The sequence below is a fragment of the Salinisphaera sp. RV14 genome (assembly GCF_052044135.1).
Lineage (GTDB): Bacteria > Pseudomonadota > Gammaproteobacteria > Nevskiales > Salinisphaeraceae > Salinisphaera.
The window spans coordinates 1-24,992 of the sequence record NZ_JBQDYF010000015.1; the positions used below are offsets into that span (position 1 = coordinate 1).

A 24,992-nucleotide genomic window follows, 5' to 3' on the forward strand; every position below is an offset into this window, starting at 1 on the left:
GCAGCTTGCGCTGCGGGAACCCTGCTCTGACGTCGCTGAGTCGGCCGACTTCTCAACAATCCACAACCCATTCCGCCTATGCGATGGTCGAGCGGGATAAGGACCTGCCCGCAAGCTGACTGCCTCCGGTCGATTCGAAGTCCGGTTGACATCGGCAAACGCATCCCGCGGCACTCGCCGCGGGAGCCCTGCTCAAGTTGCCGAGACAACCGACTTCTCATCCAGCCACAATCATTCAGCTTACGCGATGATCGAACGCGACAAGGATCTGCCCGCGAGCTGAGCGCCTGCGGTCGAGTCGAAGTCCGGTTGATATCGGCAAGCGCACGCGACCCCGGCCTGTGTCGGGGGCCAGGCGCTGCAGTCACCGGCGGGTCCATTTCACGAGCCCGCCGGCCGTTCACGGGACGGTACCGTTGCCCGCTCAGGTCGCGGTCGGCGGCGACGTCGGCTTACGCCCGGACTTGGCCGCTCCGGCATCCGTCGCGGCGGAACGCTTCGCCGGGCGCTTGCGTGCGGCCCCGGGGGACCGTTTGCCCGGCTCGATCGACGGCGCCGCCACGATCGCGTCCGCCGAGCCGGCCAATTGCGCGGTGATCTGCTGATAGCCGCCGCTGGCGATCTCGGTCAGTTCCGAGCGGGTTCGGCCAAGAAGCTTCAGCGTGGCGCGATAGGCCGCGACCATCTGCTTGCGTCCGGCCGGCACATAGCGCCCGGGTCTTTGCGCGACCTTGCGCAGGCCGTCCCGCCGGGCGCGCCGAAACGCCGCCTGGGCGGAGGTATAGATATTCTTGGCCGCGCCGATTTCAGTATTGGCGACCGAGCGACTGTTGTGTGTGACGACGGCCATGGCCTCGCGCTGGGTATCGCGCCAGGCCCGCCGGACGCCGCGATAAGCCTGGCCGGCCCGTTCAACACGCTGATGCAAATTCGATGCGATGTCCTGGATGATCATGATCGGCCCTCCGGCGATCTGTGGGCGTACAGCCCGATTGAGTCGTTCCACGCATGTTGCAGCGCAACATCAATGAATCTAGGGGCCGGTTCTGCCGCAGTCAATGGAGGGGGACGCTTTACGCACACCTCGTTGCTGGATATATTTACAGCATGACAAAGCTCACACCCAAGCAGCAACGTGTGTTCGATTTCATTCGAGCCACCCTCAAGCGCACCGGCGCCCCGCCCACACGGGCGGAGATTGCCGACGCGCTCGGCTTCGCGTCGGCCAATGCCGCGCAGGCACATTTGCAGACCCTGGCGCGCAAGGGTGTGATCGAACTCGGCTCACGCCGCAGCCGCGGAATTCGCCTGGTGGCGACCGCCAACGAGACCGCCGACGACGAGCCGGCCGAAAGCAGCGATACCCTCGCGGTCATCGGCCGGGTGGCTGCGGGGGCGCCCATGCTCGCCGTGGAAAACGTGGAGCGCCGCGTGAGTATCTCGCGCGGCCTGTTCTCGGCGCCGGCGGATTACCTGTTGACCGTGCGCGGCGACAGCATGATTGGCGTCGGGATTCTGGACGGCGATCTGCTCGGGGTGAAAACCGGCGGCGAGATCCGCAACGGCCAGATCGGCGTATTCCGGATCGACGACGAAGTCACGGTGAAGCGCTTCCAGCGCGACGGCAACCATGTCCGCCTGCAGGCAGAGAACCCGGCGTACGCCGATATCCAGATCGACCCCGAGCGCGATGGCTTCGCTCTCGAAGGGCTTGCCGTCGGCATCGTCCGCTCGGTCTAATCCCCGCCCCCGGACCGCTCGTCGCCGTCGACACATGGCGGCCGCAGCGGTAGGCCTGATCGCAACGCCGGCCGCCGGCAGGTCGACAGCCATGTGAACAGAGGCGACGCCTTCGCCGCCTCTGCGGCTGCGTCGCCGCGATCAGCTCCCCTTGTGCTTGAGCGGCACCATCACGGCCTCGGCACGCTCGTTCTTCTGGCGGCCCGAGGCCGTATCGTTCGACGCCACCGGATGGGTCGCGCCCATGCCCCGTGCGCCGATCCGATGCGGGTCGACACCCGCCTGCACCAGCAGCTGGGCAACATCGCGCGCACGGGCATCGGACAGGCCTTGATGGTAAGCCTGAACCTGCTGCTTATGGCTCGGGTGCTGTTGCTTCAGCTTCGGGTTGGAATTGACGAACGCCTGCAGCCGACCGGCGGGCGGCTCGCTGTTGTCAGTAAAGCCGAAGATCGCCACACCGAGTTTCGGATGTGCCTTGGCGAGCTTGGCAAGCCGGCCGATAACCGGATGCGACGCCTGGGTCAGGCGGGCGGTACCGCTCTGGAAATGCAGGCTGCCCAGCATGTCCGGAACCACGCGTTTGCCAACGATATCCTGGGTGCTGACGCTGGCGAGGCGGCCCGAAGACGCTGCCGCGCGCTGCTGCTGGTGTTGCTGCGCCTGCAACTGATGGAGTTGCTTCAACCCGATTTCGCGCTGCGCCGTGTATTGCGCGATCTGGGCCAGACGCTGCGCCCGGTGCGCTTCATTGGCCACCTTGGCCAGAGCATCATCGCTGCGCTTTTTCTTGTTCGCGATGGCCTGCCAATCGTTCTTGGCCTGCGTCAATGACGTTTGCGCCCGGGTCAGCGACTGGCTATCGAACTGTTTGACCTGCGGCTGGGCCTCGGCACGCTGGACCGCGCTTTCAGCATCGGACAGGGGCCCGAAGGTCGGCGTGCCGGCGTGGGGGCTGCGATGAATGGCGTCATGCCAGGCGGCATTCTGAGCCTTGACGCCGGTCAGTGAGGGCGACGGCGGCACCGGGCTGGATTCGAACACCGCACAACCGGCGAACAGCGGCAAAACCGCAGTCAGCCCACCCATTACGATCAGACGCTTCATCGCATTCCCCCCAGCATCCCGTGGCCCGGCATACCGCCCTGGCCGAGCGGCGTGCCCGGGCGCGCCGGCTGCTGGCGGCCCGTCGTGTCGCTGCCGCCGATTCGACCGGGGCCCGGCGCACCATTGCTGCCGTTGTTGTAGACGTTGTTTTCGCTGCTACTGCCGTTGCCGTTGTAGCCGTTGTTGTCGCTACTGCCGCCGTTGCCGTTGTTATTGTCGCTGCTGCTGTTGCCCTGCAACTGACTGATCTGGTTCTGGACCGCGCCGGCCTGGGTCTTGACCAGCGCCGCGCGCGCGTCGAGGCGCGCCTGCTGGACCAGTGTCTGGATACGATCGTGTTCGGCCGGCGTCAGCGAACGATCGTTCTCGGCCGCCTTGAACAGGATGTCGCGGGCGACCGTAATGCGTCGCCGTGCACTGTCCACAATGCGCGGCGCGAATTGATCGGCATGCACGGATACCGCCTTGTGCAACGCCTGCGTGGCCGGGTCCAGCACGCTCTGATCGGGCATATGGGGTTGTACGGCACGCTGGCTCGCACAGCCGGCGCCCGCGGCCGATGCCGCGATCGCAGCACCCGCAATCAGGTGGCGGAACCACCGATGATGACTGGCCGACATTCGGGATCTCCCTGTTCGGTTCGGCACGTGGCCTCGAGCCACGGACATTCGAGGGCGCGATTCTAGCAGCGCGGCGGCCAGATACTAAAAACGTGCCGGCATGCGCCGCGCTCAGGCAGCACTCAAACCCTGGCGCGCGGCGGCCAGCGCACTCGGCCGGCCGACATCGATCCAGCGCCCGCGATGATGCTCACCGCTGGCACGATCAGCGTCGATCGCGTCGCGAAGCACGGTCGATAGCGGAAAACGCGTCTCACTGCGTCCACCGAACCAGCGGGGCGCGAAGACGCCGACCCCGGCGTAGGTCAGTCGCGGCGCCGCATCGACCACGTGCTCGCCACGCAGGCCGAAATCGCCACGGGCATGGTGTACCGGATTATCCACCAGCACCAGGTGCGCCTCGGCGCCCGCGCGTTGCGCCGCCAACGCGCCGTAGTCGATGTCGCTGAATACATCCGAGCTGATCACGAGAAACGGTGCCGGTCCGAGCAGCGGCAGTGCATTGGCGATGCCGCCGCCGGTATCCAGCGCCCCGGGCTGCTCGAGGCTGTAGGTGATGCGTAAGCCATAGCGGCGCCCGTCACCCAGCGCATGTCGGATCTGTGCGGCGCGATACGCGACATTAATGACCACCTCGCCGAACCCCGCCGCGGCGAGCGCGCGCAGATGATGGCCGATCAAGGGCTGGCCGCCGACGTCGATCAGCGGCTTGGGCACGCGATCGGTCAACGGTCGGAGCCGTTCGCCGCGGCCGGCGGCCAGAATCATGGCTTTCATCGCACTCTCGCTTCAATGAACGGGCCCAGCGGCGCCAGCTCGTCGAAGCCGGCGACCACGGGACGCAGATAATCGCGGAACCGGTCCAGGTCGTCAGCGTAGCGTGGCTTGCCATCACGCCGGGCAATGCGCACGAACAGGCCGAGGATCTTGAGATGGCGCTGAGCGCCGGTCAGGGCAATGTCTTCACGAAAGCGCGCCCAGTCCGCGGCCACCGGCAGGCCGCGCCCGATCGCGCCGTCCCAGTAGTGCCGGATCCAGCCGTCGACACGCGCGGCCGGCCAACTGACGAACGCATCGCGGAACAGGCTGGCGACGTCATAGGCGGCCGGGCCGTAGCGCGCATCCTGGAAATCGATCACGCCGGGCAGGGGCTGGCAGGCCATCAGGTTGCGCGGCATGTAGTCGCGATGGACATAGACCGGGGCTTGGGCCGCCAGTCGATCAAGGATGAAATCGAAGGCGCCGTCGATTGCCCGGTCGTCACGGGCGCTCAGCGCGTGGCCCAGTTCGCCGGCGATGTACCACTGCTTGAACAGCGCCATCTCGCGCGCGAATGTGGCCCGGTCGTAGTCGGGCAGCACACCGGGCCGGCTGGCCCCCTGCCAGTCGAGCAACGCGCCGACGGCGGCGCCGAACAGGGCATCGGCATTGTCGTCGTCGAGCACCGACAGATAGGTCTGATCGCCGAGGTCGCTCAGGCACATGAACCCGAGCGCCGCGTCATGATGAAGCACCTGCGGCGCGTTGAGTCCCGCCTCGTGCAGCAGGCGGGCCACGGCCACAAAGGCGGCCACGTTCTCGTATTCCGGTGGCGCATCCACGGCGATCCAGCTCCGGTCACCCCGTCGGGCGCGGAAATAACGCCGACGGCTGGCATCGGCCGATACGGCTTCCCATGCCAACGGCGCGCCGATGCGTGCGACGAGCCATGCCACGAGCTGATCGTAGCGTCGATCCACGGCCGAATTCATGCGCGCGCTGTCCCGGTCTGCGTTGCGGGGGCGCGCCGCGGTGCGCATAATCGCAGGCCGAAGGGGCATCGCTTGCGAATACAATGATTTCGGCCGGCCCGCCGGGCGCTCGATGGCGTTTCGGCACGTGCCGGTACTAATTGGTGTGACATCCCGCCGTGATTCATTTCAAATTGCATTGCGCGACACGCGCCGGGGTGCTGGGCTGGGCGCTGTCCGGCGCGTTGATCTATACCCCGGCGGCACTGGCGGCCGCCGGCTCGAATACGCGGAGCTGCCCGGTCGCCCCGCCCCCGCTGAGTCTACCGGCTAAGGGGAATGCATCCACACTCGTGGCCGATCAGGCCAGCATGGCCCATGACATCGCCACCGCCCAGGGCCATGTGTATCTTGAACGCAACGGGCAGACGCTGGAAGCCCCCTACATCCGCTACAACCGCAAGACGTCGGAAGCGACCGCGCATGGCGGCCTGAAGTATCTGCTCTCGGGGCTTTATCTGACCGCCGACAAGGGCAGAATCAACACCGACCGGCGTACCGGCGAATTCGAGGGGACGCATTATTCGGTGCTCGACTCGGGCGCACGCGGCACGGCCGCCCGGGTCAACTCGCTCGGCGATAACCGCTACCGGCTACACGACGCCGACTACAGTACCTGCCCCGGCCCGACCAAGGCCTGGCTGCTGTGGGCCCCACGTATTGACATCGATCGCCGGAGCGGGCGCGGGGTAGCCCATAACGCCATCATGAAGATTTACGGCGTGCCGGTGTTGTACACGCCGTACCTGAATTTCCCGATCAACAATCAACGCCATACGGGCTTCCTGGCGCCGACGTTCGGCAGCTCCAGCCGTACCGGCTTCGAGCTGGCCACGCCGTACTACATCAATCTGGCACCCAACTACGACGCGACGTTGACGCCACGCGTGATGAGCACGCGCGGCTTTCAGCTCGGCGCCCAGTTCCGCTATGTGACCCCGCACCAGACAGGCGAATTCGATGGTCAGGTGTTGCCCTACGACAGCACATACGGCGCGGAACGGGATCTCGAACACTTCGAGCATACCGGCCAGATCACCCCGCATATCGGCATCCAGGCCAAGTACAACCGGGTGTCCGATCGCTACTATTTCCGGGACCTGTCGAACACCCTCGAGGATACATCCAGGTATCAGCTCGATCGCAGCCTCGAGCTCACGGCGGTCCAGCCCGGGGTTAAATTCTCCTTGCTGGCACAGAGCTTTCAGACTCTGTACGACAATTTTCATGGCCTCGGTGGGCGCTTCGACCCTCGTCCGTACCGGCGCATGCCCGAGGCCACGCTCGATTTACTGACCCCCACGGCGCCGTTTCAGGCCGGTCTCCACGCCCAGTTCACCAACTTCCGCCGCGACCAAAGCATTGACGCCTACCGTATCGACCTGCGCCCACGCCTGATCTGGGGCGTGGATCATGGCGGCTGGTTCGCCAACAGCGAAGCGGCCTACCGGCTCACGCACTACGATCTAAGCAATCTGCAGTACGCGGCCAGCGACGGCTACGGCCAGTCCATCCCAAATACCATCAACCGCGAAATTCCCAGTTTCAAGGCCGATGCCGGCCTGCGCTTTTCGCGCACGCTTGACAACGGCTGGATCCAGACCCTCGATCCCCGTATGCAGTATCTGCTGGTCGGCTATCAGAACCAGTCGGATATCCCGATCTTCGATTCGGGCAGTGCCACGCTCAACTACGATCAGTTGTTCGCGGACAATCGCTACACCGGCATCGACCGCATCGGCGATGCCAACCAGATCACCATCGGGGTGAGTTCGCATCTGGTGTCGCCGAATACGGGGCGCACCGTGGCCCGCTTTGATCTCGGCCGGGTCACCAGTTTTCGCAAGCTGCGGGTAGGACTGCCCGACAGCGGGACCACCGGCTATAACAAGCACGGCTCCGATTATGTCGTCGGCGGCATGTTCTCGCCGTCGGACCTGTTCACCACGCGGGCCACCCTCAGCTACGACGCGCATGCGGCGAAAATCGATCGCGCCATCGCGACCGCCACGATCGGCCATAGCGGCAGCTATCAACTCGATCTCGGCTATCGCTACTATCGCAACTACCGTCCGTCACGCAACGTCACACGCCTGTCCTATGATCGTCACGGCAGCCGCGTTTACGCGACCACGCTCTTACCCGGGCAGTTCGAGAGCCTATCGCAGGCGGCCATCGGCATTCGCGCACCGCTGGGCTCGGGGCTCGATGTGATCGGCCGATGGAACTATTCGTTGAAGCGTCATCAAAACATCGAGACCCTGGCAGGACTGGAATATCGCCCGTCCTGCTGTTACGCGGTACGGTTGGCGTGGCGCCGCTATGTGGACTACAACAGCCGCCAGAACAACACCATCATGTTTCAGTTCGTGCTGCGCGGCCTCGGCCGCTTCGGCAAGAGCGTGTCGTCGTTCGTACAGCACGACATGTTCAGCGCCACGCCGCAAACGCGCTAGACCGGCACCTTTGATACGATCCGTTCGCCATGAAATATCCCTCCCTACTACGCCCGGCCATCGGGTGGCTCATCTTCGTCCTCGCGCTACCGCTCGCCAGCGCCCAGCAACTGGGGGCAGGCGGCGGGCTCGACAGCTTCTCGCTCGGCGGGATGTCGAGCCAGAACCAGAAACCGCAGTCGCTGGACAAGATCGTCGCCGTGGTCAACAACGACGTCATCCTCGAGAGCGAGCTGGATGCCGCGGTCGCCCAGGTCAAGCAGCAGAACGCTGCCCAGATCGGCCAGATGCCGCGCAACGTGCTGCGCTCCCAGGTGCTTGATCAACTCATCATGCGCCAGCTGCAGATCCAGAAAGCCAATCAGGATGGCATCAAGGTCTCCAAGGCCGAGCTGCAACAGGGGCTGTCGCGAATCGCCCAGCGCAACAACATGAATCTGCAGCAGTTCACCCAGGCGGTCCAACAGAGCGGCATGAGCATGGCCGATCTGCGCCAGCACGTGCGTGAAGAGATCAAGATCTCCAAGGTTCGCCAGAAGGAGGTCATGGGCAAGGTGTCGGTATCCGATCAGGACGTCGACCGCTATCTGCAGAACCAGTCCCTGCGCTTTTCGCGCAACCACCAGTACCATCTGCGCCAGATCAAACTGGACGTGACCGGCGGTTCGGATTCCACCGCCGCGGGCGTGGTTCGCGACCGGCTGACCACCCTCCGCAAGCAGATCACATCGGGCAAGACGAGCTTCGCCGATGCCGCGCGTTCGGTCTCGCAGGGCCCGAATGCGGCCAACGGCGGCGATATGGGCTGGGTTTCGGGCGCCAGGTTGCCGGACAGTTTCGACAGCGCGCTGGCCGGCCTGAAACCCGGCCAGGTCAGCCCGGTATTCCGCGGACCGGACGGTCTGTATCTACTCAAGCTCGAAAACGAGCGTGGCGGCAAGAACAACGCGTCCGACACCCATCAGAAGAAGGTCATGGTGACTGAGGCGCATATCCGCCACATCATCCTGAAACCCAACGAGATCCGCAGCGATGCGCGGACCCGCAAGCTGGCCCAGCAGATTCGCCAGCGCCTGCTTGCCGGCGCCGACTTCGCCGCACTCGCCCGCAAGTATTCCGACGACACCAGCACCGCTCGCCAGGGCGGCGATGTGGGCTGGATCCCGCTCAACCGCTTGTCTCCCGATACCCGACGACACATCGAGAAACTCCACAAGGGCGAGATCAGCCATATCTTCCAGACCCACGACGGCTACGAAATCATCAAGCTGATCGCCCGTCGCCAGCGCGACGAAACGCAGGAAGCCAAGCGCAACAAGGCGCGCGAGGCGCTCGGGCGCAAGCGCGCCCGCGAGAAGGGCCAGTTGTGGCTGCGCAAGCTGCGCGACGAGGCCTACGTCGATATCCGGATGCCGAACTACCAGCCCACCCCCGGCACCCCCGGCTCGTAACCGCCGGTGGCGCGCCTGTCTCGTGTTTTGCTGACGCCCGGCGAACCCGCCGGCGTCGGCCCCGATCTGGCGGTACGCATCGCCCAGCGCAGCCACGCCGCCGAAATCGTGGCGGTTGCCGACCCCGAGCTGCTGCGTCAGCGCGCCGATCAACTGGGCCTGGCGTTGCAAATCAAGCCGGTGGACTATACGGCGGCGCCATCGCCGCAACGGGCCGGCGAACTGACCGTGGACCCGCTTGATCTGGCGCGCCCGGCCGAGGCCGGGCGGCTCGATCCGGACAATGTGCCGTACGTGCTCGCCACACTCGACCGCGCGGTGGCGCTGTGTCGCGACGGCGCAGCCGACGCGCTGGTCACGGGCCCGGTGCACAAGGCGGTGATCAATCAGGCCGGCTTCGCCTTCACCGGGCATACCGGCTATCTTGCCGCGCGTTGCCACAGCGCGGCGCCGGTGATGATGCTGACTACCGACGACGGCAGCCTGCGCGTTGCCCTGGCCACGGTCCACATCCCGCTTTCGGCCGTGCCCGGTGCCATTAACGGCGCCGATCTCGCGCATACCCTGGACACGCTTCACGCCGGGCTGGGCCAACGTTTCGGCATGGCCCGGCCGCGCATACGGGTCGCCGGGCTCAACCCGCATGCCGGCGAGAACGGCTATCTCGGCCGCGAGGAAATCGACATCATCGCGCCGGCGATCGAGGCGGCCCGCAGCCGCGGCATCGACGCCGTGGGCCCGCTCCCCGCGGATACACTGTTCACCCGGGACCAGTTGGCCCAGGCCGATGTCGTATTGACCATGTACCACGACCAGGGTCTGCCGGTGATCAAGCATCTCGGTTTCTCGCGCACCGTCAATGTGAGCCTGGGCCTGCCGATCGTGCGCACCTCGGTCGACCACGGCACGGCGCTGGAACTCGCCGGCACCGACCGCGTGGACACCGGCAGCCTCGAGGCGGCGCTGAAGATCGCAGCACACATGGTGGCGAGCGATCATGGCGCGTAAACGCTTCGGCCAGCATTTCCTGCATGAACGCGGGGTGATCGATCGCATTCTCGCCGCCATCAACGCCAATGCCGACGACTGCGTGGTCGAGATCGGCCCCGGCGAAGGCGCGCTGACCGAACCGTTGCTGGAGCGGCTGGATCAGCTGTCCGTGATCGAGATCGATCGCGACCTGATCGCCCGCTGGGCGGACCGCGCGGCCCGGCGCAAGGGGCTGGAAGTGATCGCCGGCGACGCGCTCGGCATCGACTACGGCGCGCTCGCCAAGCGCCGCGCGGGGCCGTTGCGGCTGGTCGGCAACCTGCCCTACAACATCTCGTCGCCCCTGCTGTTCGCCCTGCTGACAAGCGGCGCCGAGATCACCGACATGCACTTCATGCTGCAAAAGGAAGTCGTGGATCGCATGGTAGCGGTGCCGGGAAGCCACGATTACGGCCGTCTTTCGGTGGCCATCGCGGCACGCGCCGAGGCAAGCCTGCTGTTCGACGTCGGACCGGGCGCGTTTCGTCCGCCGCCCAGGGTGATGTCCTCGGTGGTTCGCCTGGTCCCGCGACCGCCGGACTTCGTCATCGACGATACGCGCATGTTCGATCGCATCGTGACCGCGGCATTCGGACAACGCCGCAAGACGCTGCGCAATGCCCTCAAGCGGTTTCTCGACGCCGAGGCCATCGCCGCCTGCGATGTCGAGCCCGGCGAGCGCGCGGAACGGTTGGCGGCGGCCGACTTCGCCCGCCTGGCCAACGCCGCCGCCCGGGCGACCGACGCCGGCTGAGACCGAGGTCGCCCCAGCGCGGCGGGCCGGGAGGTCATGAGCATGCATACCCTATAGCGGGGCCAGCTCCGAACGGCTCATCAGGCGCCCGAAAGCGCGCGGCGACAGCGGTTGATGTGCGCTGTCCATCGCGCCGTCGTCAGGCAGGACAAAGCGCGTCCCGTCGGCAACCGCGCCCGCCGACGATTGATCGTCTTCGCCGGACATCAGGCGATACCAGAGCTGGCCGTCACGCGTGCGCTGCTCGGCGACCGCCCAGCGCACGGGCAGCGTCGTCTCGCCCGCCGCGGGCAGGCGCTCGACACAGAACACCAGATCACCCGCGGCCGGCTCGTATCGCGATAACGCCTCGGCCCAGATCTGCCCGGCCCCCTCGAACCCGAGCAGTATCTCCGGAAGCAGAATCACCACCGGCACACGCGGCAGTTCGAGGGTGCGCCAGTTCGCCTGCAGGGTGATCAGCCGCCGCATCAACCACTGTACGCATGTCCGGCATGCCTCGGGTTCGTCCGGGCCCTCGGCCACCACCTCTCCGAGCGTGCGCGGCCGGGCATCGGCGTTGTCGGCGGGCACGAGGCGCACCGCCGCCCCGGCGAGCAGACCATCCATGGCGCCGCGCCAGACCGGTTGAAAACGAAGCAGGTACGGGCCGAATGCCGACGATGTGTGGGGCGCCGGCGGCGTACGCTCGGCCGACTCGGCGCCGGCCCGGGCCGCGGGCGCTACAACCTGCTCCGGCTCGTCAACGGCCGCGGGCGGCGACTCCGGCGCGGGCTTGTCGTCATTCCGGGACGGCGCCGGCGTCGGCCTGGGGGCCGGCGGCGGCGTCCGCCCCCGGGCACCGATCGGCTCAAACCCGGGCGCCGGGCTCGCCCCGGTCGCCGGGCGCGGCGGCTCGCTGCGCCGCGCCGGCAGCGCGCGACGCAGCCATTCGCGCCAAGCCGATGCCGGCCCCGGCCCCTTGGCGGCGAGGCGGGGCGGCGCCTGCCTGTGCGCACGGCGCTCGCGCTCGAACAGCACCAGGCCCAGAGCCGACAGCAGCAACGTCGCCCAGAATGGCGGCCCGGCGATGACCGCCACCCGCCACCACGGCACACCCGCGTGCAGTTGTGCGCCGTCGAGTACCGATCGATACGTATCCGCGCACAGCGTGCGATACAGCCAGGCACGCCAGGCCCGCACCGTTGCCTGTGAAGCCCAGCCTGCGAACCAGTGCGACCACGCGCCATCGGAGGCGACGAGCCGGTGCGCGCGGTCGCGTACCGTGAGAAAGGCCATGTCCGAGGCGTCGGTGGTGACCAGACGGTGGACGACGGCCTGGGGACTGCCGTTGGCCCGGGCGCCCAGAGTCGGCGCGAGTTCGGTCGTGGCCTGCCGGATGGCGCCGTCGAGTGCCGCGTTGCGCGCGCCGATACCGAGATAGATCGCACCGATCACACCGAGCACCGCCACGATCAACCCGCCCCACCGACGGTTGTTCGTACTCCGGGCCGTGTTCATCTAAACGCGGACCCTCCGATATATGGCAAACACCGGCGAGCGGGCATGGCAAACTGACGGCTTTTCGATCGCGGTGTGGTTTCGCCCTGTCCCGGGCCGTCCAAGAGCGCGGGCGCGGACGCACGTCGGTCGCGTGTTACGGAGTCTGCCTTCATGTCGCTTATCGATCCCTTGCGACGCGGCGCGATCCGCGCTCGGCCGGCGCTCGACGCGCCGGCGGTCGCGCGTTTCGGCAATCGATCTCGCCACGCTGTGCCCCCTGATAATAATACTCGCAGTCGCAGGCGGTTACGGCAACCGTGAGACCCGTGATCCGGCGCCTCGCCCCAGCGCTCGCGATCGCTGTTCCGGGCACCGTTGTGTTCGTCATCGCTGTCTGGTTGTTCGCGCGCCATATGCAGCTCGGCGCGATCACGGCCGACTGGGGCTGGCTTTTTCGTGCCGGACAGGCGATCTGGGCGAACGGCCTGCCGCATCGCGATCTGTTTTCCTGGACTTTCCCGGATCGCCACTGGGTGCTCTATCAATGGCTGTTCGAGGCCATCGCCGCCCCCGTGTACAGCGTATTCGGGATAACCGGCAGCGTGTTCGCCGTCGGCCTGCTGGGCCTGGCGACCTATGCGCTCATCCCGGCCTGCGCGCTGCGCCGCCATGGTGTCCATCCATTCTGGCCGATGCTGATCGGTGCACTGGTCCTGCTGCCGGTCAGTACGAATCTGGGGCTGCGACCGATGCTCGCCAGCAACCTTGCTCTGCTGGCGCAGTATCTCGTGATCCAGCGCCTGCGCGCCGGCGACGCGCACAGACTGGCGACGGCGGCGTGGATCGCGGCGATCTACGCGCTGTGGTCGAATATGCATCTGGGATTCACCCTCGGCCTGCTCTCGATCACTTTATTCGCCGCCGGTGATCTATGGACCCGGGCCCGCGACCCGATTGCGGCCACGGCCTCGCCGCCGAGCTACGCCCTGCTGTTTATCGTGGCCGTGCTGGCCAGCGGACTGAATCCCTATGGCTGGACGCTGTATGGCTATATCGTGAATCTGTCGCTCGAAACCCGGATGAACGCACACATCCACGAACTCATGCCGCCGCGCCTGGACAATGCCTACATGCAGGCGGGCGCAGCGCTCGTGCTTGCGTTCGCGGCTCTCGTGCTCGTGTTTCGCCGTGTGCTGAGTGCAGCCGAGGTCATCCACGTGGCCGTATTCACCGCACTCGCATGCACCGCGATGCGCTTCGTGGTCTGGGCCGGCCTGTTCTATGCCCTGATTGCGCCGCGACTGTTCGCCCACGCCGGGGCCCGGCTGTCGCCGAAACGGCTGCGTGCGGCGCTGGCGCCGCTGGATACACCGCTCGCACGGCGCGCCACGGTCGCCGGACTGCCGCTTCTGGGCGCGGTGGTGATTACCCTTGGCGCGCCCGCCACCGCGGGCCCGGCTCATCTGGCCGGCTGCGCGCCACTGCAAGCCTCCCTGCGTTATCTGGATCGGCACTACCCGGCCAATACCCACTGGTTCTCGAGCGAAATCGCCGGCAGTTGCGCGCGCTTCTATACCCCCGGCCGCCGCGTTTTCATCGATACGCGTTTCGACATGTATCCCGAGGCATTCGTGCTGCATTGGTTCCGCGCCTATCAATACCGCGAACACTGGCGCGCGCTGTTCCGTCACTGGGGCATTCGCGTGGTCCTGCTCCCCCGCGGCGCTCCGCTCGTCGATACGCTGCGCCATGACAAGCGCTGGCAGGTCGTGCACGCAGACCCCGGCGCGCTGATTTTCGCCGCCCGCGGTGGCACAGCGCCCGCGCGATCGGCAGACTGAGCCGACCATTTCGTGACCCCGGATCTCGTGAGCATCTACGCCATTGGCGATATTCATGGCGCCGCGGACCTTCTCGACAAGCTGCTGGACCGGCTGGCCGCGCGCGGCCCGATCGAGCGCCTGTGGTTCGTCGGCGACCTGGTCAACCGCGGCCCCGATTCGGCCGGCGTGATCCGGCGCGTCAAAGCGCTTGGCGATACCGCGATCACGGTACTCGGAAACCACGATCTCAGCCTGTTGAGCCTGGCCGCGCGCGCGGACGCCGCGCAGCGTGCGCCGGACAGTCTGAAATCGCTGCTTGCGGCCGCCGACCGCCAATCGCTGCTCGACTGGCTCCGCCACCGCCCACTGATGCACCACGATGCCGGCCTCGGCTGGACCCTGGTACATGCCGGGCTGCCGCCGTGCTGGCCCGTTGCCGAGGGGTTGGCACGCGCGCGCGAGCTGGAGGCCGCTTTGCGCGCGCCCGATCATGCGGCGTTTCTCGGCCAGCTTTTCGGCAATACGCCGGAGCGTTGGCATTCCGGCCTGCGCGGCGTACCACGGCTGCGCTTCATCGCCAACGCGCTCACGCGTCTACGCTTCGTGGGGCCGAACCGGCGCCTCGACATGGACTACAAGAAGACCCTGGCCGACGCGCCGCCGGAACTGACACCGTGGTTCGCGGTCCCCGGGCGAGTCAGCGCGGGCCAGCGCATCGTGTTTGGTCACTGGTCTGCCCTTGAGCGCGTCGCATGGCCGGAATACAACGTCTGGGGCATCGATACCGGCGCGGCCTGGGGCGGCACGCTGAGCGCGCTCGACCTGACACGGCCGACCCCGGAATTGATTCAGGTCGCCGCCCGGGACTGAAACCGTTCGCCCCACCATCGGCCATGGGCGGGCCCGCGCTCGCCAACGGCCGGCCGGGCCGCGGGCGGTCCGCCACCTTGCCGGGACAAGGCCACATCGAGACAGGCCGGCGGCGACGGGCACCCGGGCCGTTCGATACGGCCGGTCACGACTCGAGAAGATAGGTATAACCGGCCAGCCCCGCCTCCAGCAATGCCTCGCACTCGGCGCGCTCGCGCGGCGCGAGTCCGGCTGCGGTCAGCTTGCGGCGATAGGCCCGGCGCAGCGCCTCGGGCTCGAAGTGCACGTAGGTCAACAATTCGTCGGTGCGATCGCCGTGCTGGGCGTCGCCCAGTTGCCAGCCGCCGTCACGAATCTCGACATCGACGACGTCGGTGTCGCCGAACAGATTGTGCATGTCGCCCAGGTTCTCCTGGTAGGCCCCGACCATGAATATACCGATACGGTAGACCTCTTCCTCGCGCAGTGCATGCAACGGCAGCGTGGTGTCGAGCCCGTTGTCGTCGACATAGCGGTCGAGCCGGCCGTCCGAGTCGCAGGTCAGGTCGCACAGCCGCGCGTTCTGGTCCGGCGCTTCGTCGAGCCGGGCCAGCGGCATCACGGGGAAGATCTGGTCCAGTGCCCACACATCGGGCACCGACTGGAACACCGAGAAATTCACGAAATACTTGGTCGCGAGTTTCTCGCGCGCCGCGGTGACCGCCGCGCGCTCGTCGGCGTCTTCGGGAACCCGTGCGGCGAGCGCACGATACACCGCCGCCGCCTCGCGCTCGGCCTCGGCGCGCTCGGCCAGCCCGAGTTCACCGGCAACAAACCGCGCCTGCACGTCGGCCAGATGCGCCGCTACCCGATCGAGCTGGGCCGAGGCCGACAGGGCCTCGTCGAGCGCCGCCGGCGCCACGTTCACGCTGGTTTCACTGTCGATGACCTGGGTCAGCAATACCGCATGATGGGCGGTGAGCGCGCGGCCCGATTCGCTGATGATGTTCGGCGCCGGCAGGTCGAAGCGCTCGGCCACCCGGGCCAGCGCGCCGACCACGACTTCGGCGTAGTCGGGCACGCCGTAGTTCATCGAACAGAACGAACGCGCGCCGCGGCCTTCGTAGTCCACCGCCAGCCCGCCGCCGACGTCGACCGTATCGATCGGCGCGCCCAGGGCCCGCAGGCTGCGGTACAGATGCGCGGTCTCGTCCATGGCCCGGGCCAGCGCGGCATGATCGGCGACCTGCGAACCGACATGCACGTGCAACATGGATACACAATCGAGAATGCCCAGTTCGCGCATGCGCGCCACGGCCGCGACCACCTGATCGGCGGTCAGACCAAACTTGGATTTCTCGCCGCCCGTGTTCTGCCAGTGGCCCGCCGCGACACTGGCCAGCCGAACCCGCAGACCCAGCCGCGGCCGCAGGCCGAGCGCATCGGCCAGCTCGGCGATCGGCGCCAGCTCGGAGGGTTTCTCGACCACGATGTAAACGCGGTGGCCCAGTTGCTGCCCGGCCAGCGCCAGGCGCAGGAAGGAACGATCCTTGTAGCCATTGCATACGATGGTCGAACCGGGGCGGGCCAGCGCGAGCACGGCCATCAACTCGGGCTTGCTGCCGGCCTCGAGACCGGCGCGGTCGCCGCCAGCCGTCACCAGATGCTCGACCACCGACCGCTGCTGGTTGACCTTCACCGGATAAACCACGGTATAACGCCCGGCATAGTCGTGGGCGGCGCGGGCGGCGTCGAAAGCATCGGCCAACCGGTTGAGCCGGTCGCCCAGGATATCGGTGAACCGCACCAGCACCGGCAGACGCAGGCCGGCGTCCCGGATCTCGTCCGCCAGGGCATCGAGATCGACCCCGGGCATGTCGGCAGCCGGCCGGACTTCGACATGCCCGGCCTCGTTGATGCCGAAATAACCATCGCCCCAGGTGGCGACACGATACAGGCGGCGCGCATCGTCGAGCGTCCAGTCACGGGCTTCGGCGGCGGCTTCTCGGGCGGATACGGACATCATCTATACTGCGAACTCATCCAGTGGAATCGAGCCGCCGACGGCGGCGAAGGAGCATACCGCGCCATGGTAGCGGACGAATCGTGGTTCACCGAGGCCAGCGACGAACTCGGCGTCGGATTTTCGTTGAAAATTCGGAACAAACTGCATGAGGAAACCTCCGACTACCAGACCATCGCGGTCTACGAGACGGAGACCTTCGGCCGGCTGCTGACGATCGACGGCCTGGTCATGCTCACCGACCGCGACAACTTCGTCTATCACGAAATGATGACGCACCCGGCCATCTTCGCCCACGGCAATGCCCGGAATGTGGCGATCATCGGCGGCGGCGACTGCGGCACCCTGCGCGAAGTGCTCAAGCACGACAGCGTCGAATCCGTTACCCAGATCGATATAGACGAGCGCGTCACCCGCGTGGCCGAGCAGTACTTCCCCGCACTGGTCGAATCGAACGACGACCCGAGAGCGACGCTCGCGTTCGAGGACGGCGTGGCCTGGATGGCCGCCGCTGGCGATGCATCGGTGGATTTGATCATCATCGACAGCACCGACCCGATCGGGCCCGCCGAGGGTCTGTTCAATGAAGCCTTCTATCGGCAATGCCATCGCGTGCTCGCCCCGCGCGGCCTGCTGGTTCAGCAGAGCGAGTCACCACTGGTGCACGCCGAGTTGATCCGCGACATGCACGGTGGCCTGCGCCGCGCCGGGTTCGCGGCCACACACCTGCTGAGTTTTCCGCAGCCGAGCTACCCCACCGGCTGGTGGTCGGCCACGCTCGCCGCGCGCGACGACCTGGCACTGGCCGCGCCCACGGCCGAGCCGGCCTTCGACACGGCGTACTACACGCCGGCGATGCACCACGCCGCTTTCGCCCAGCCCGCCTTCATGCAGCGAGTGCTGGCCGGCGACGATTGATCGCGGTCAGTCGTCGCCGCGCATGACGGCAGCGAAGGCGCCCGAGTCATAGAAATCGGCGAGCTGGTCGCGCACCCAGGTCTCGAGCAGCCCGGTTTCGGCCAGGCCGTCGATGATATCCGGTGCCAACGCTGCCACCTCGCCGGCCAGCACCTCGCGCTCGAGACCGACATGGCGCATCAGCTCGGCGAGTGTGTCGTCGCCGTGGCGCGCGAAAAACGTCTGCACGCCCTGGTCGATCATCACGCCGAGGTATTCGGTCTCGCGCAGCGAGCGCCAGACCTGCAGGCCATAATCGACCAGCCGTTGCAGTTCGTCGGAATCGATGGCGTCGGCGATCGACAATGGCTTGTCGGCCGCCGCCCGCCATATTTCGTCGGCCAGCGCCCGCAGACGATCGCCGTCCAGCGACTCCAGCAGATAGGTCTCGGTGCGTGCGAGCGTGCGCGCGGTATTGGCCTCGATATAGGCCTTCACCCGGCTTTCGACCTGCGCCTCCAGCCCCGGCATGCGCCGGCTGACCGCGCTCGACGAGCCCTTGATCAGCCGTGATACGCCCGGAATCGACCGGATCGCCCCGGAATCGGAAAAAATATAGTCCTTGATGCCCTGATACAGAATGTCAGACGCCAGCGCGGTGTATACCGGGCTTTTCAACAGCCGCTGCACGAGCCGCGCCCGCAGGGTTTCGAGTTCCACCGCCAGGGTCACGCCCTCGTCGAACAGCGATTGATCGATCACATCGCGCACACGCGTGTCGCGATTGACGTCCAGGCGTACCAGGTCGTCGGCAATACCCCCGATGATGCCCGCCAGCTGATCCGGCAGGTCGAGATCCAGCACCAGGCGCTCGGCGGCACCGCGCACGGTGTCGCAATCGATCAGTTCGGTGAGCGTGGTGCGCTCGGCCCAGTCCCAGAACGTGTCGACCAGACCGGCCAGGCGCTCGGGGCCGCGCTCCCCGCGCCAGGCCGACAGTTCATGGGCGACGTGGGCCTGGAAAAGGCGGTCGGCGAGATCGGAACGGGCGTGTTCGGCCATGGCACGGGTATTGGGATACGAAGCCCCGAGCTTAAAGATTATGCCCGGCGACCGCGAATGCCTGAGCCCGCCCGAGCACGCCTGGGTAATTGCCCGGATGGTGTGATCAACACGCGCTGTTAGCGTATTTCATGCATTTTGCAATCAAGAGTTCGTCATGAACGATGATCAGTTCGAAGGCCGGTGGGATCGCATCAAGGGTGCCGTGCGCGAGCACTGGGGCCGCTTGACCGATGACGATGTCGAACAGGTTCGCGGCAAGCGCGAGAACCTGCTCGGCAAGATTCAGGAAAAATACGGCGACACCCGGCAGGCGGCCGAGGAAAAACTCAGGGAATTCGAACGCAAGTTCTAAAAGGTCGGTTGCGACCGACAAGGCGAGGTTTCATGGCCAAGCAATGGATTCTGGTCGCCGATGCAGCCGCCGCGCGGCTGTTTTCGCGTCAAGGAACCGGCGTGCTGTCCCGCGTGGACGCGTTCTATCACGACGAGAGTCGCAAACACGAAGGCGATCTGCGCACCGGCGGCAAGGGCGAAATCGAGGATTCGGCGGCGCACGGGCGCCACCAGGCCGATCCGCAAACCCGAACCAGCGAAAAGCACGAAGACATGTTCGCCAAGGAAGTCGTGACCCGACTCAAGTCGGGGTTCAACGACAACGCTTTCGATGAACTCGTGCTGGTCGCCGCGCCCCAGTTCCTGGGCCGGCTGCGCGAGCATCTGGACAGCCCGCTGTCGCAATGCGTGGCGGCCAGCATCGACAAGGACTGGACCGGCCAGAACGATGCGGAGATCGAGAAACACCTGGGTTCGCAACTCGGTTGAACGCCGTCTCGACAAAGACGAATTCTCATCGCGCGGTTCATGTGTCATACATGATTGCCCGCGATACTCAAGGTGGTGCGGACCCGTCGGCGAGAATGCGCGAACATCGAATCGAGTCGTTTCGCTCGACCCGCTTGACGCAGCGCAGCAACAAGGAGGCGAGTCATGCTCGGATGGGCTGTCGTATTTTTCATTATCGCCATCATCGCGGCGGTTTTCGGTTTCGGCGGGATTGCCGCGGGCGCGGCGTCGATCGCCAAGATCCTGTTCTTCATCTTTATCGTGCTGTTCGTGCTGGCCCTCATATCCAATGCGGTACGGGGCCGCGGGCCGCGATTGTAGCGCCGTAAAAAAAGCCGCTGATCAACAATCAGCGGCTTTTCTTGTTCGCATTCGAGGTTCTTCGGCTGCAACCGGTCGAACCCGGGCGTCTCATGGCTCGGACGCGGTCTCCTGCAACGCGGCTGCGGCCAGCCAGATGCGCACCAGATGCGCCAGCGAATCCGCCTGCAGCTTCTGCATGATGTGTACGCGATGCGTTTCCACCGTGCGCGCGCTGATGCCGAGATCGGCCGCTACCTGCTTGTTCGCCTGGCCGTCGACAATACCGCTGAGCACCTGCTTTTCGCGCGGTGTCAGGGTATCGATCAGAGCCGCCCGCTGCCGCGCTTCGCGCTGGAGACGCTCATTCGTGTCGCTCGCGCGCGAAAGCTCGTACAGTTGCTTGAGCAGGTAATCGGGGTCGAAGGGCTTTTCAAGGAAATCGACCGCGCCGAGGCGCATCGCTTCGACGGCATGTTCGATATCCCCGTAAGCGCTCATCATGACGATGTCGAGGGGGCTCTGCCGCGCGATCAATTCCTTCTGCAGCGCAATGCCGTCCATATCCTGCAGGCGCAGGTCAATCAGCGCGCACCCCGTTACCGAATCGCAGCGCTCCAGAAAGGCCGAAGCACTGGGATAACAGAACGCCGGATATTCGGCGCCCCGTACCAGCGTTTTCATTGACTCCCGAACGCCGGGGTCATCGTCCACGATATGAACAGCAAAATCATTACGCATAGCGTCTCCTGGCTACCCGGCCTCTGTCTCGCGCGCGCCGCCAAGGCGACCATACGCAACGCCCATATATTATGGTCGCGGGGGGTGTTTCGCCACCGCTAACCGATCGGTCCCATGTCACGAACCCGACACGCCGGCGCCCCTGCCCAGGGGCCTCGCCACGGCGCACGAACAGATCGCGTCATTTCGCTCGGGTCTGGCGCGCCGCGAGGCGCAGGCCAGGGACGCCGAACGCGAGACGCGCTGCTTGCGCGAACTTGCCGAGCATATCGGGGAAGTGTTCTGGATGACCAACCCGCCCGGCGACGAACCGATTTATATCAGCTCCGCGTCTGAGCACATCTGGGGACAACCCTGTGCCAGTCTCTACGAAGACCCGGGAAGACGCCTGGCCCGGGTTTATGAAAGTGGTCGCGAACGGGTACGCAAGGCGTGCAAACGCGACGCGGCACAAGGGCTATACGATGAGATCTTCCGTATCGATCGACCGCACGGCGAAATCCGCCGGATTCGTGATCCTGCTTTCCCGGCGCGCGATCGCGCCGGCGCAACCTGGCGCCTGGCCGGGCTCGCCATCGATCTGACCGAAGCGGCCGACACACCCGGGACCGGATGAACGCGCGGCAGAAGCCGATCGCGATGCGCGAACGCAGCCGCGTTGTTCACCTCACTCGGCACCGGGCTGGCGCACGATCCGGGCCAACCGCTGACCTCGGCCCGCACAACCTCGTCAGCCGGGCACTCGCGGGCGCGCGCGTGACGGCTGCCCCCAGGCCGATCTTCTGCTACGCGCCGAATACGGGATCCAGCGGCCGGCCCAAGTCATTTCTCATCTGCGCGACTTCGCGCGAGGGCCGGCCGACGATGCTCCGGTCGTCGTTGTTTCCCGTGCCCGGCGAAGTGCGCGAATGGCGGCCGCCGAGCCCTCGATCCGAGCGGGTTTCGTTTCAATGGCCGGACAAGCGCGAACTCAGAGCCATCGAACTGCCGATGGCGCGCATCTTCACCCGACAGGTACGGCGCCACCTCCTCGGCAACGCCATCGAGGCGCTCGCCCCTTCGCCGGCCGCGCCCCACGAGTGCCGGATCACGCGGGGCGTGGACAACAACGGGCGCAGCACCGACGCCGACGGGGCAGCCGTTGCCGGCGTTCACCACCACCCAGCGCAGCGGCCTCGGCCCGGGATCGAGCGTCCGCCGCTCACGCGCGCAGTCACGGCGGCGATCCTTGTCTCATCAGTCACGGCCGCGATGACGGCCAGCCGAGCTGTTTCATGCCGAGGCTGCCGCGCCGATTCACCGCCGCCTGAAACGGCCGCTCCGGTCCGCGACCACCGCCGGCCGCGGCGGCCCGCTCAACGCGGCGGATGCAACAGCCGCATGATCACGGCAAAGCCCAGACCGTAGGCCGCATTGGCCGCCAGCACCACGCCGATCGCGTTCATCGCATAACCGCCCAGCGATACGCCGAACACCACGCCGCCCAGCCAGGGCGTGATCGCTGCGGCGGCACCGGTCAGCAGCACGCCGCCCAGAATGATCGCGCCGACGTAATAGCCCGCCGCTTCGGCACGGCGTACGAGCGACCAGACCACCAGGCCCCACAGCGCGCCCCAGAGCGCCAGCCATGCCACGACGGGTATGCCGGTCCCCGGCAGATCCTGCGGGCTCCAGCTCGTGGTGTCCGCAATCGACAGGCGATCGAACAGCCAGAGCAACCCCTGATTGAAACCGAGCATGGCGATAAGCCCGGCAACAAACGCCTTGATGAACGCAAACATGACCTCTCTCCTGACGATCGATGAGCCCGGGGGCTGACGAAGGCCGGAATTGTACTGGTCGCGCTCAGTCGCGCGAAGATGGCTGCGCCGTATCCGCGGTCTGCTCGAACAGTCGCCGCCGTGCCGCCTCGTTTTTCGGCTGGCCGCCCCGCCACTGCTTGCCGAGATCCACACCGCGCTGGACCGCGGGGCGTTGCTTGATGCGCTGGCGCCAGGCCGCGACTCGCGGAAATTCGTCCAGCGGCTGCCCCATGGCCCTGGCGATCAACACCCATGGCCAGTTTATGATATCGGCGATGGTATACGTCTCGCCGACCAGGTAATCGCGATCGGCCAGCCGTCGCTCCAGCACGCCGAGGCAGCGATGATACTCGTTGCGATAGCGTGTCTCGGAATACGCATGTTCGCCCGGTGCGTAGTTGACATAATGGCTCATCTGCCCGCCCATGGGGCCGAGATTGCCGACCTGCCAGAACAGCCATTCGTCGATCTGGGTGCGAAGACGCGCGTCCGGCGGGTACAACGCGCCGGTCCTTTGCGCCAGATAGCGCGCGATCGCGCCCGATTCGAACACCGACACCGCGCCCTCGCCGCAGTCGGGCGGCGGGGCATGATCGACGATGGCCGGCATGCGGTTATTCGGCGATATCGCCAGAAACGCGGGGTCAAACTGATCCCCCGCATTGATATCCACCGCAATGGTCCGGTACGCGAGGCCCAGTTCCTCGAGCAGGATCGAGATCTTCCAGCCGTTGGGCGTGGGCCAGTAATAGAAATCGATCATCCGGGGTTGCCTTGCGTATCGGCGACAGCCACGGCGCCACTGTCGATCAGGGCCGCGATCGCGGCGGCGTCGTAACCGGCGTCCGCAAGCACCGATCGGGTATCGGCGGCCAGCGGTGGGGCGCCGCGCATGGGCATCTCACCAGCTGCGGAAAAACGCGCCGCCGGCCGGGCCTGACGCAGGCGCCCGGCGATAGCGTGATCGGTTTCCAGCACACTGCCGTTGGCCCGGATCTGTGGATGATCGACCAGATCCGAACGCGTGAGCACCGGCGCACAGGGCACACCATATGCCGTCAGCCGCTCGAGCCAGTGTTCCGCACTGGCTCGGCGCAGTCGCTCCTGGGTCAACGCCAGCCGGGCATCGATGTTGTCCTGACGATCCGCCGGCGTCGCGAAACGCGGATCGTCGCGCCAATGCGGGGTTTCCAGGGCCTCGGTGAGCGCCTGCCATTGGGCGTCGGTCTGCACCGCGACACTGATATAACCCGTGGTGGTCTGGTAAATCAGATCGATGAAACTGGCGGCCTGCGACTGGTCCATGTCGGCCCCGACGAACGTCTGGCTGTTCATGTCGGAATGCCAGAGAAAATCGATCACGGCGTCGAGCATCGACAACTGTATGTGCTGCCCGCCACCGCCGTTGGCCCGGGCGAGCAAGGCAGCCGTGATCGCCTGCGCGGCGACATAACCGGTGAGCTTGTCGGGCAGGATCGTGCGAACCAGCCGCGGTCGCGCCACGTCCGAGCCGCCCTGAATGCTGGCCAGCCCCGACAGCGCCTGCACCAGCGGATCGTAGACCGGCCTGGCCGCATACGGCCCGTCCGCGCCGAAACCGCTGATCGATACATAGATGATATCCGGCGCCACCTCCCGGATGGCCGCTTCACCGATGCCGATGCGCTCGGCCACGCCCGGCCGGAAATTCTGCACGAACACATCGGACGTCGCGGCAATACGTTTGAGCACGGCCAGACCCTCGGCATGCTTCAGATCCAGGGCGATCGAACGCTTGTTGCGATTGTTGTTCAGAAAGCTGGCCGACATGCCCGCCCGACGATTCGAGGCCAGGCGGGTGTAATCGCCCACCCCGGGGCGCTCCACCTTGATCACGTCGGCCCCCTGGTCGGCCAGTTGCATGGTGGCCAGCGGGCCGGAAATCATGGCCGTCATATCGCAGACGCGATATCCGTTCAAAGGCTGTTTCATGGGTCTCAGCAGTGTCCTGTAACGCAAATTCGCCGCACTATTTCGGCGCTTTTTCGCGCCATGCGGCGTTGTGGCGATTCGCCGTATTCCCTGATACGGCTCATCACCGCGCCTTGCCTGACACGAAAAATCACGCGAAATCCATGACGTGAACTTACGTTACAGGACACAAGGGCCTGCTGCTGTTCCACGCGACCCCCGAGGGCGCGCCTGGGCTATCCACGCGGTGGCCAGCCGGCGGGCCGGGCG

25 protein-coding genes are annotated in these 24,992 nt (G+C 66.3%); 13 read left to right on the plus strand and 12 right to left on the minus strand.

What is annotated here, in order from left to right; genetic code table 11:
* Window positions 1–424: 424 nt before the first annotated feature.
* Complete coding sequence (locus tag ACS8Y6_RS13825) at window positions 425–955, minus strand: hypothetical protein (RefSeq protein ID WP_440855783.1); 531 nt, start codon at window positions 953–955, stop codon at window positions 425–427.
* Between the two features lie 152 nt (window positions 956–1,107).
* Here ACS8Y6_RS13825 and lexA point away from each other — a divergent pair, with 152 nt between their 5' ends.
* Window positions 1,108–1,740, plus strand: a complete 633-nt coding sequence (gene lexA, locus ACS8Y6_RS13830; protein ID WP_440855784.1) for a transcriptional repressor LexA — start codon at window positions 1,108–1,110, stop codon at window positions 1,738–1,740.
* A 141-nt stretch (window positions 1,741–1,881) separates the two neighbouring features.
* Here the strand turns inward: lexA and ACS8Y6_RS13835 are convergent, their stop codons facing one another.
* The 4 genes from ACS8Y6_RS13835 to ACS8Y6_RS13850 form a co-directional block, all read right to left on the minus strand.
* Window positions 1,882–2,847 (minus strand): OmpA family protein, encoded by a 966-nt coding sequence (locus tag ACS8Y6_RS13835; RefSeq protein WP_440855785.1) that lies wholly within the window; start codon window positions 2,845–2,847, stop codon window positions 1,882–1,884.
* On the minus strand, window positions 2,844–3,467 hold the full coding sequence (locus tag ACS8Y6_RS13840; RefSeq protein ID WP_440851613.1) for a hypothetical protein: 624 nt from the start codon (window positions 3,465–3,467) through the stop codon (window positions 2,844–2,846). The genes ACS8Y6_RS13835 and ACS8Y6_RS13840 overlap by 4 nt, the downstream gene beginning before the upstream one ends.
* Window positions 3,468–3,578: 111 nt before the next feature.
* The gene (murU, locus tag ACS8Y6_RS13845) at window positions 3,579–4,244 is read right to left on the minus strand and encodes an N-acetylmuramate alpha-1-phosphate uridylyltransferase MurU (RefSeq protein WP_440851614.1); all 666 of its coding nucleotides are present in this window, start codon (window positions 4,242–4,244) and stop codon (window positions 3,579–3,581) included.
* Window positions 4,241–5,218, minus strand: coding sequence for an aminoglycoside phosphotransferase family protein (locus ACS8Y6_RS13850; RefSeq protein WP_440855786.1), 978 nt, complete (start codon window positions 5,216–5,218; stop codon window positions 4,241–4,243). The genes murU and ACS8Y6_RS13850 overlap by 4 nt, the downstream gene beginning before the upstream one ends.
* A gap of 158 nt (window positions 5,219–5,376) precedes the next feature.
* Between ACS8Y6_RS13850 and ACS8Y6_RS13855 the strand changes: the two genes are divergently transcribed.
* From ACS8Y6_RS13855 to rsmA, 4 genes are read left to right on the plus strand one after another with little or no spacing between them, the layout of a single operon-like run.
* A complete protein-coding gene (locus tag ACS8Y6_RS13855) occupies window positions 5,377–7,713 on the plus strand; it encodes an LPS-assembly protein LptD (protein WP_440855787.1) in 2,337 nt (778 codons plus the stop codon).
* Window positions 7,714–7,742: 29 nt separating this feature from the next.
* Window positions 7,743–9,164 (plus strand): peptidylprolyl isomerase, encoded by a 1,422-nt coding sequence (locus tag ACS8Y6_RS13860; protein ID WP_440851617.1) that lies wholly within the window; start codon window positions 7,743–7,745, stop codon window positions 9,162–9,164.
* Between the two features lie 6 nt (window positions 9,165–9,170).
* Window positions 9,171–10,172 carry a 4-hydroxythreonine-4-phosphate dehydrogenase PdxA gene (pdxA, locus tag ACS8Y6_RS13865; RefSeq protein WP_440855788.1) on the plus strand — a complete coding sequence of 334 codons (1,002 nt, stop codon included), beginning with the start codon at window positions 9,171–9,173 and terminating at the stop codon, window positions 10,170–10,172.
* Window positions 10,162–10,947 carry a 16S rRNA (adenine(1518)-N(6)/adenine(1519)-N(6))-dimethyltransferase RsmA gene (rsmA, locus tag ACS8Y6_RS13870; RefSeq protein WP_440851619.1) on the plus strand — a complete coding sequence of 262 codons (786 nt, stop codon included), beginning with the start codon at window positions 10,162–10,164 and terminating at the stop codon, window positions 10,945–10,947. The genes pdxA and rsmA overlap by 11 nt, the downstream gene beginning before the upstream one ends.
* 51 nt (window positions 10,948–10,998) lie before the next feature.
* Here rsmA and ACS8Y6_RS13875 read toward each other — a convergent pair whose 3' ends face one another.
* Complete coding sequence (locus ACS8Y6_RS13875) at window positions 10,999–12,447, minus strand: hypothetical protein (RefSeq protein WP_440855789.1); 1,449 nt, start codon at window positions 12,445–12,447, stop codon at window positions 10,999–11,001.
* Between the two features lie 359 nt (window positions 12,448–12,806).
* Here ACS8Y6_RS13875 and ACS8Y6_RS13880 point away from each other — a divergent pair, with 359 nt between their 5' ends.
* Together ACS8Y6_RS13880 and ACS8Y6_RS13885 are read left to right on the plus strand one after the other, a co-directional pair.
* Window positions 12,807–14,270, plus strand: coding sequence for a hypothetical protein (locus ACS8Y6_RS13880; protein WP_440855790.1), 1,464 nt, complete (start codon window positions 12,807–12,809; stop codon window positions 14,268–14,270).
* 12 nt (window positions 14,271–14,282) lie between these two features.
* Window positions 14,283–15,122: a symmetrical bis(5'-nucleosyl)-tetraphosphatase gene (locus ACS8Y6_RS13885; RefSeq protein ID WP_440855791.1), complete on the plus strand. Its 840-nt coding sequence runs from the start codon at window positions 14,283–14,285 to the stop codon at window positions 15,120–15,122.
* 145 nt (window positions 15,123–15,267) lie between these two features.
* On the opposite strand, the gene speA is transcribed toward ACS8Y6_RS13885, so the two are convergent.
* The gene (speA, locus tag ACS8Y6_RS13890) at window positions 15,268–17,127 is read right to left on the minus strand and encodes a biosynthetic arginine decarboxylase (RefSeq protein ID WP_440849444.1); all 1,860 of its coding nucleotides are present in this window, start codon (window positions 17,125–17,127) and stop codon (window positions 15,268–15,270) included.
* 63 nt (window positions 17,128–17,190) lie between these two features.
* On the opposite strand from speA, the gene speE reads away from it, so the two are divergent.
* The gene (gene speE / locus ACS8Y6_RS13895; RefSeq protein WP_440855792.1) at window positions 17,191–18,042 is read left to right on the plus strand and encodes a polyamine aminopropyltransferase; all 852 of its coding nucleotides are present in this window, start codon (window positions 17,191–17,193) and stop codon (window positions 18,040–18,042) included.
* 6 nt (window positions 18,043–18,048) lie between these two features.
* Here the strand turns inward: speE and ACS8Y6_RS13900 are convergent, their stop codons facing one another.
* The gene (locus ACS8Y6_RS13900; RefSeq protein WP_440849446.1) at window positions 18,049–19,083 is read right to left on the minus strand and encodes a hypothetical protein; all 1,035 of its coding nucleotides are present in this window, start codon (window positions 19,081–19,083) and stop codon (window positions 18,049–18,051) included.
* A 157-nt stretch (window positions 19,084–19,240) separates the two neighbouring features.
* Between ACS8Y6_RS13900 and ACS8Y6_RS13905 the strand changes: the two genes are divergently transcribed.
* From ACS8Y6_RS13905 to ACS8Y6_RS13915, 3 genes are all read left to right on the plus strand, one after another.
* Entirely contained in the window at window positions 19,241–19,438 is a 198-nt protein-coding gene (locus tag ACS8Y6_RS13905) for a CsbD family protein (protein WP_440849447.1), read from the plus strand.
* 32 nt (window positions 19,439–19,470) lie between these two features.
* Complete coding sequence (locus tag ACS8Y6_RS13910) at window positions 19,471–19,908, plus strand: host attachment protein (RefSeq protein ID WP_440849448.1); 438 nt, start codon at window positions 19,471–19,473, stop codon at window positions 19,906–19,908.
* 165 nt (window positions 19,909–20,073) lie between these two features.
* Window positions 20,074–20,250 (plus strand): DUF1328 domain-containing protein, encoded by a 177-nt coding sequence (locus ACS8Y6_RS13915; RefSeq protein ID WP_109993764.1) that lies wholly within the window; start codon window positions 20,074–20,076, stop codon window positions 20,248–20,250.
* A gap of 90 nt (window positions 20,251–20,340) precedes the next feature.
* On the opposite strand, the gene ACS8Y6_RS13920 is transcribed toward ACS8Y6_RS13915, so the two are convergent.
* Entirely contained in the window at window positions 20,341–20,970 is a 630-nt protein-coding gene (locus tag ACS8Y6_RS13920; protein WP_109993763.1) for a response regulator transcription factor, read from the minus strand.
* A gap of 247 nt (window positions 20,971–21,217) precedes the next feature.
* Between ACS8Y6_RS13920 and ACS8Y6_RS13925 the strand changes: the two genes are divergently transcribed.
* Together ACS8Y6_RS13925 and ACS8Y6_RS13930 are read left to right on the plus strand one after the other, a co-directional pair.
* On the plus strand, window positions 21,218–21,586 hold the full coding sequence (locus ACS8Y6_RS13925) for a PAS domain-containing protein (protein ID WP_440849449.1): 369 nt from the start codon (window positions 21,218–21,220) through the stop codon (window positions 21,584–21,586).
* A complete protein-coding gene (locus ACS8Y6_RS13930) occupies window positions 21,583–22,377 on the plus strand; it encodes a hypothetical protein (RefSeq protein ID WP_440855793.1) in 795 nt (264 codons plus the stop codon). Before ACS8Y6_RS13925 ends, ACS8Y6_RS13930 begins: the two co-directional genes overlap by 4 nt.
* Here ACS8Y6_RS13930 and ACS8Y6_RS13935 read toward each other — a convergent pair.
* From ACS8Y6_RS13935 to ACS8Y6_RS13945, 3 genes are all read right to left on the minus strand, one after another.
* Window positions 22,326–22,751: a hypothetical protein gene (locus tag ACS8Y6_RS13935; RefSeq protein WP_440849450.1), complete on the minus strand. Its 426-nt coding sequence runs from the start codon at window positions 22,749–22,751 to the stop codon at window positions 22,326–22,328. The genes ACS8Y6_RS13930 and ACS8Y6_RS13935 overlap by 52 nt on opposite strands.
* 64 nt (window positions 22,752–22,815) lie before the next feature.
* The gene (locus tag ACS8Y6_RS13940; protein WP_440849451.1) at window positions 22,816–23,535 is read right to left on the minus strand and encodes a glutathione S-transferase family protein; all 720 of its coding nucleotides are present in this window, start codon (window positions 23,533–23,535) and stop codon (window positions 22,816–22,818) included.
* On the minus strand, window positions 23,532–24,743 hold the full coding sequence (locus tag ACS8Y6_RS13945; protein WP_440855794.1) for a CaiB/BaiF CoA transferase family protein: 1,212 nt from the start codon (window positions 24,741–24,743) through the stop codon (window positions 23,532–23,534). Before ACS8Y6_RS13945 ends, ACS8Y6_RS13940 begins: the two co-directional genes overlap by 4 nt.
* Window positions 24,744–24,992 lie beyond the last annotated feature (249 nt).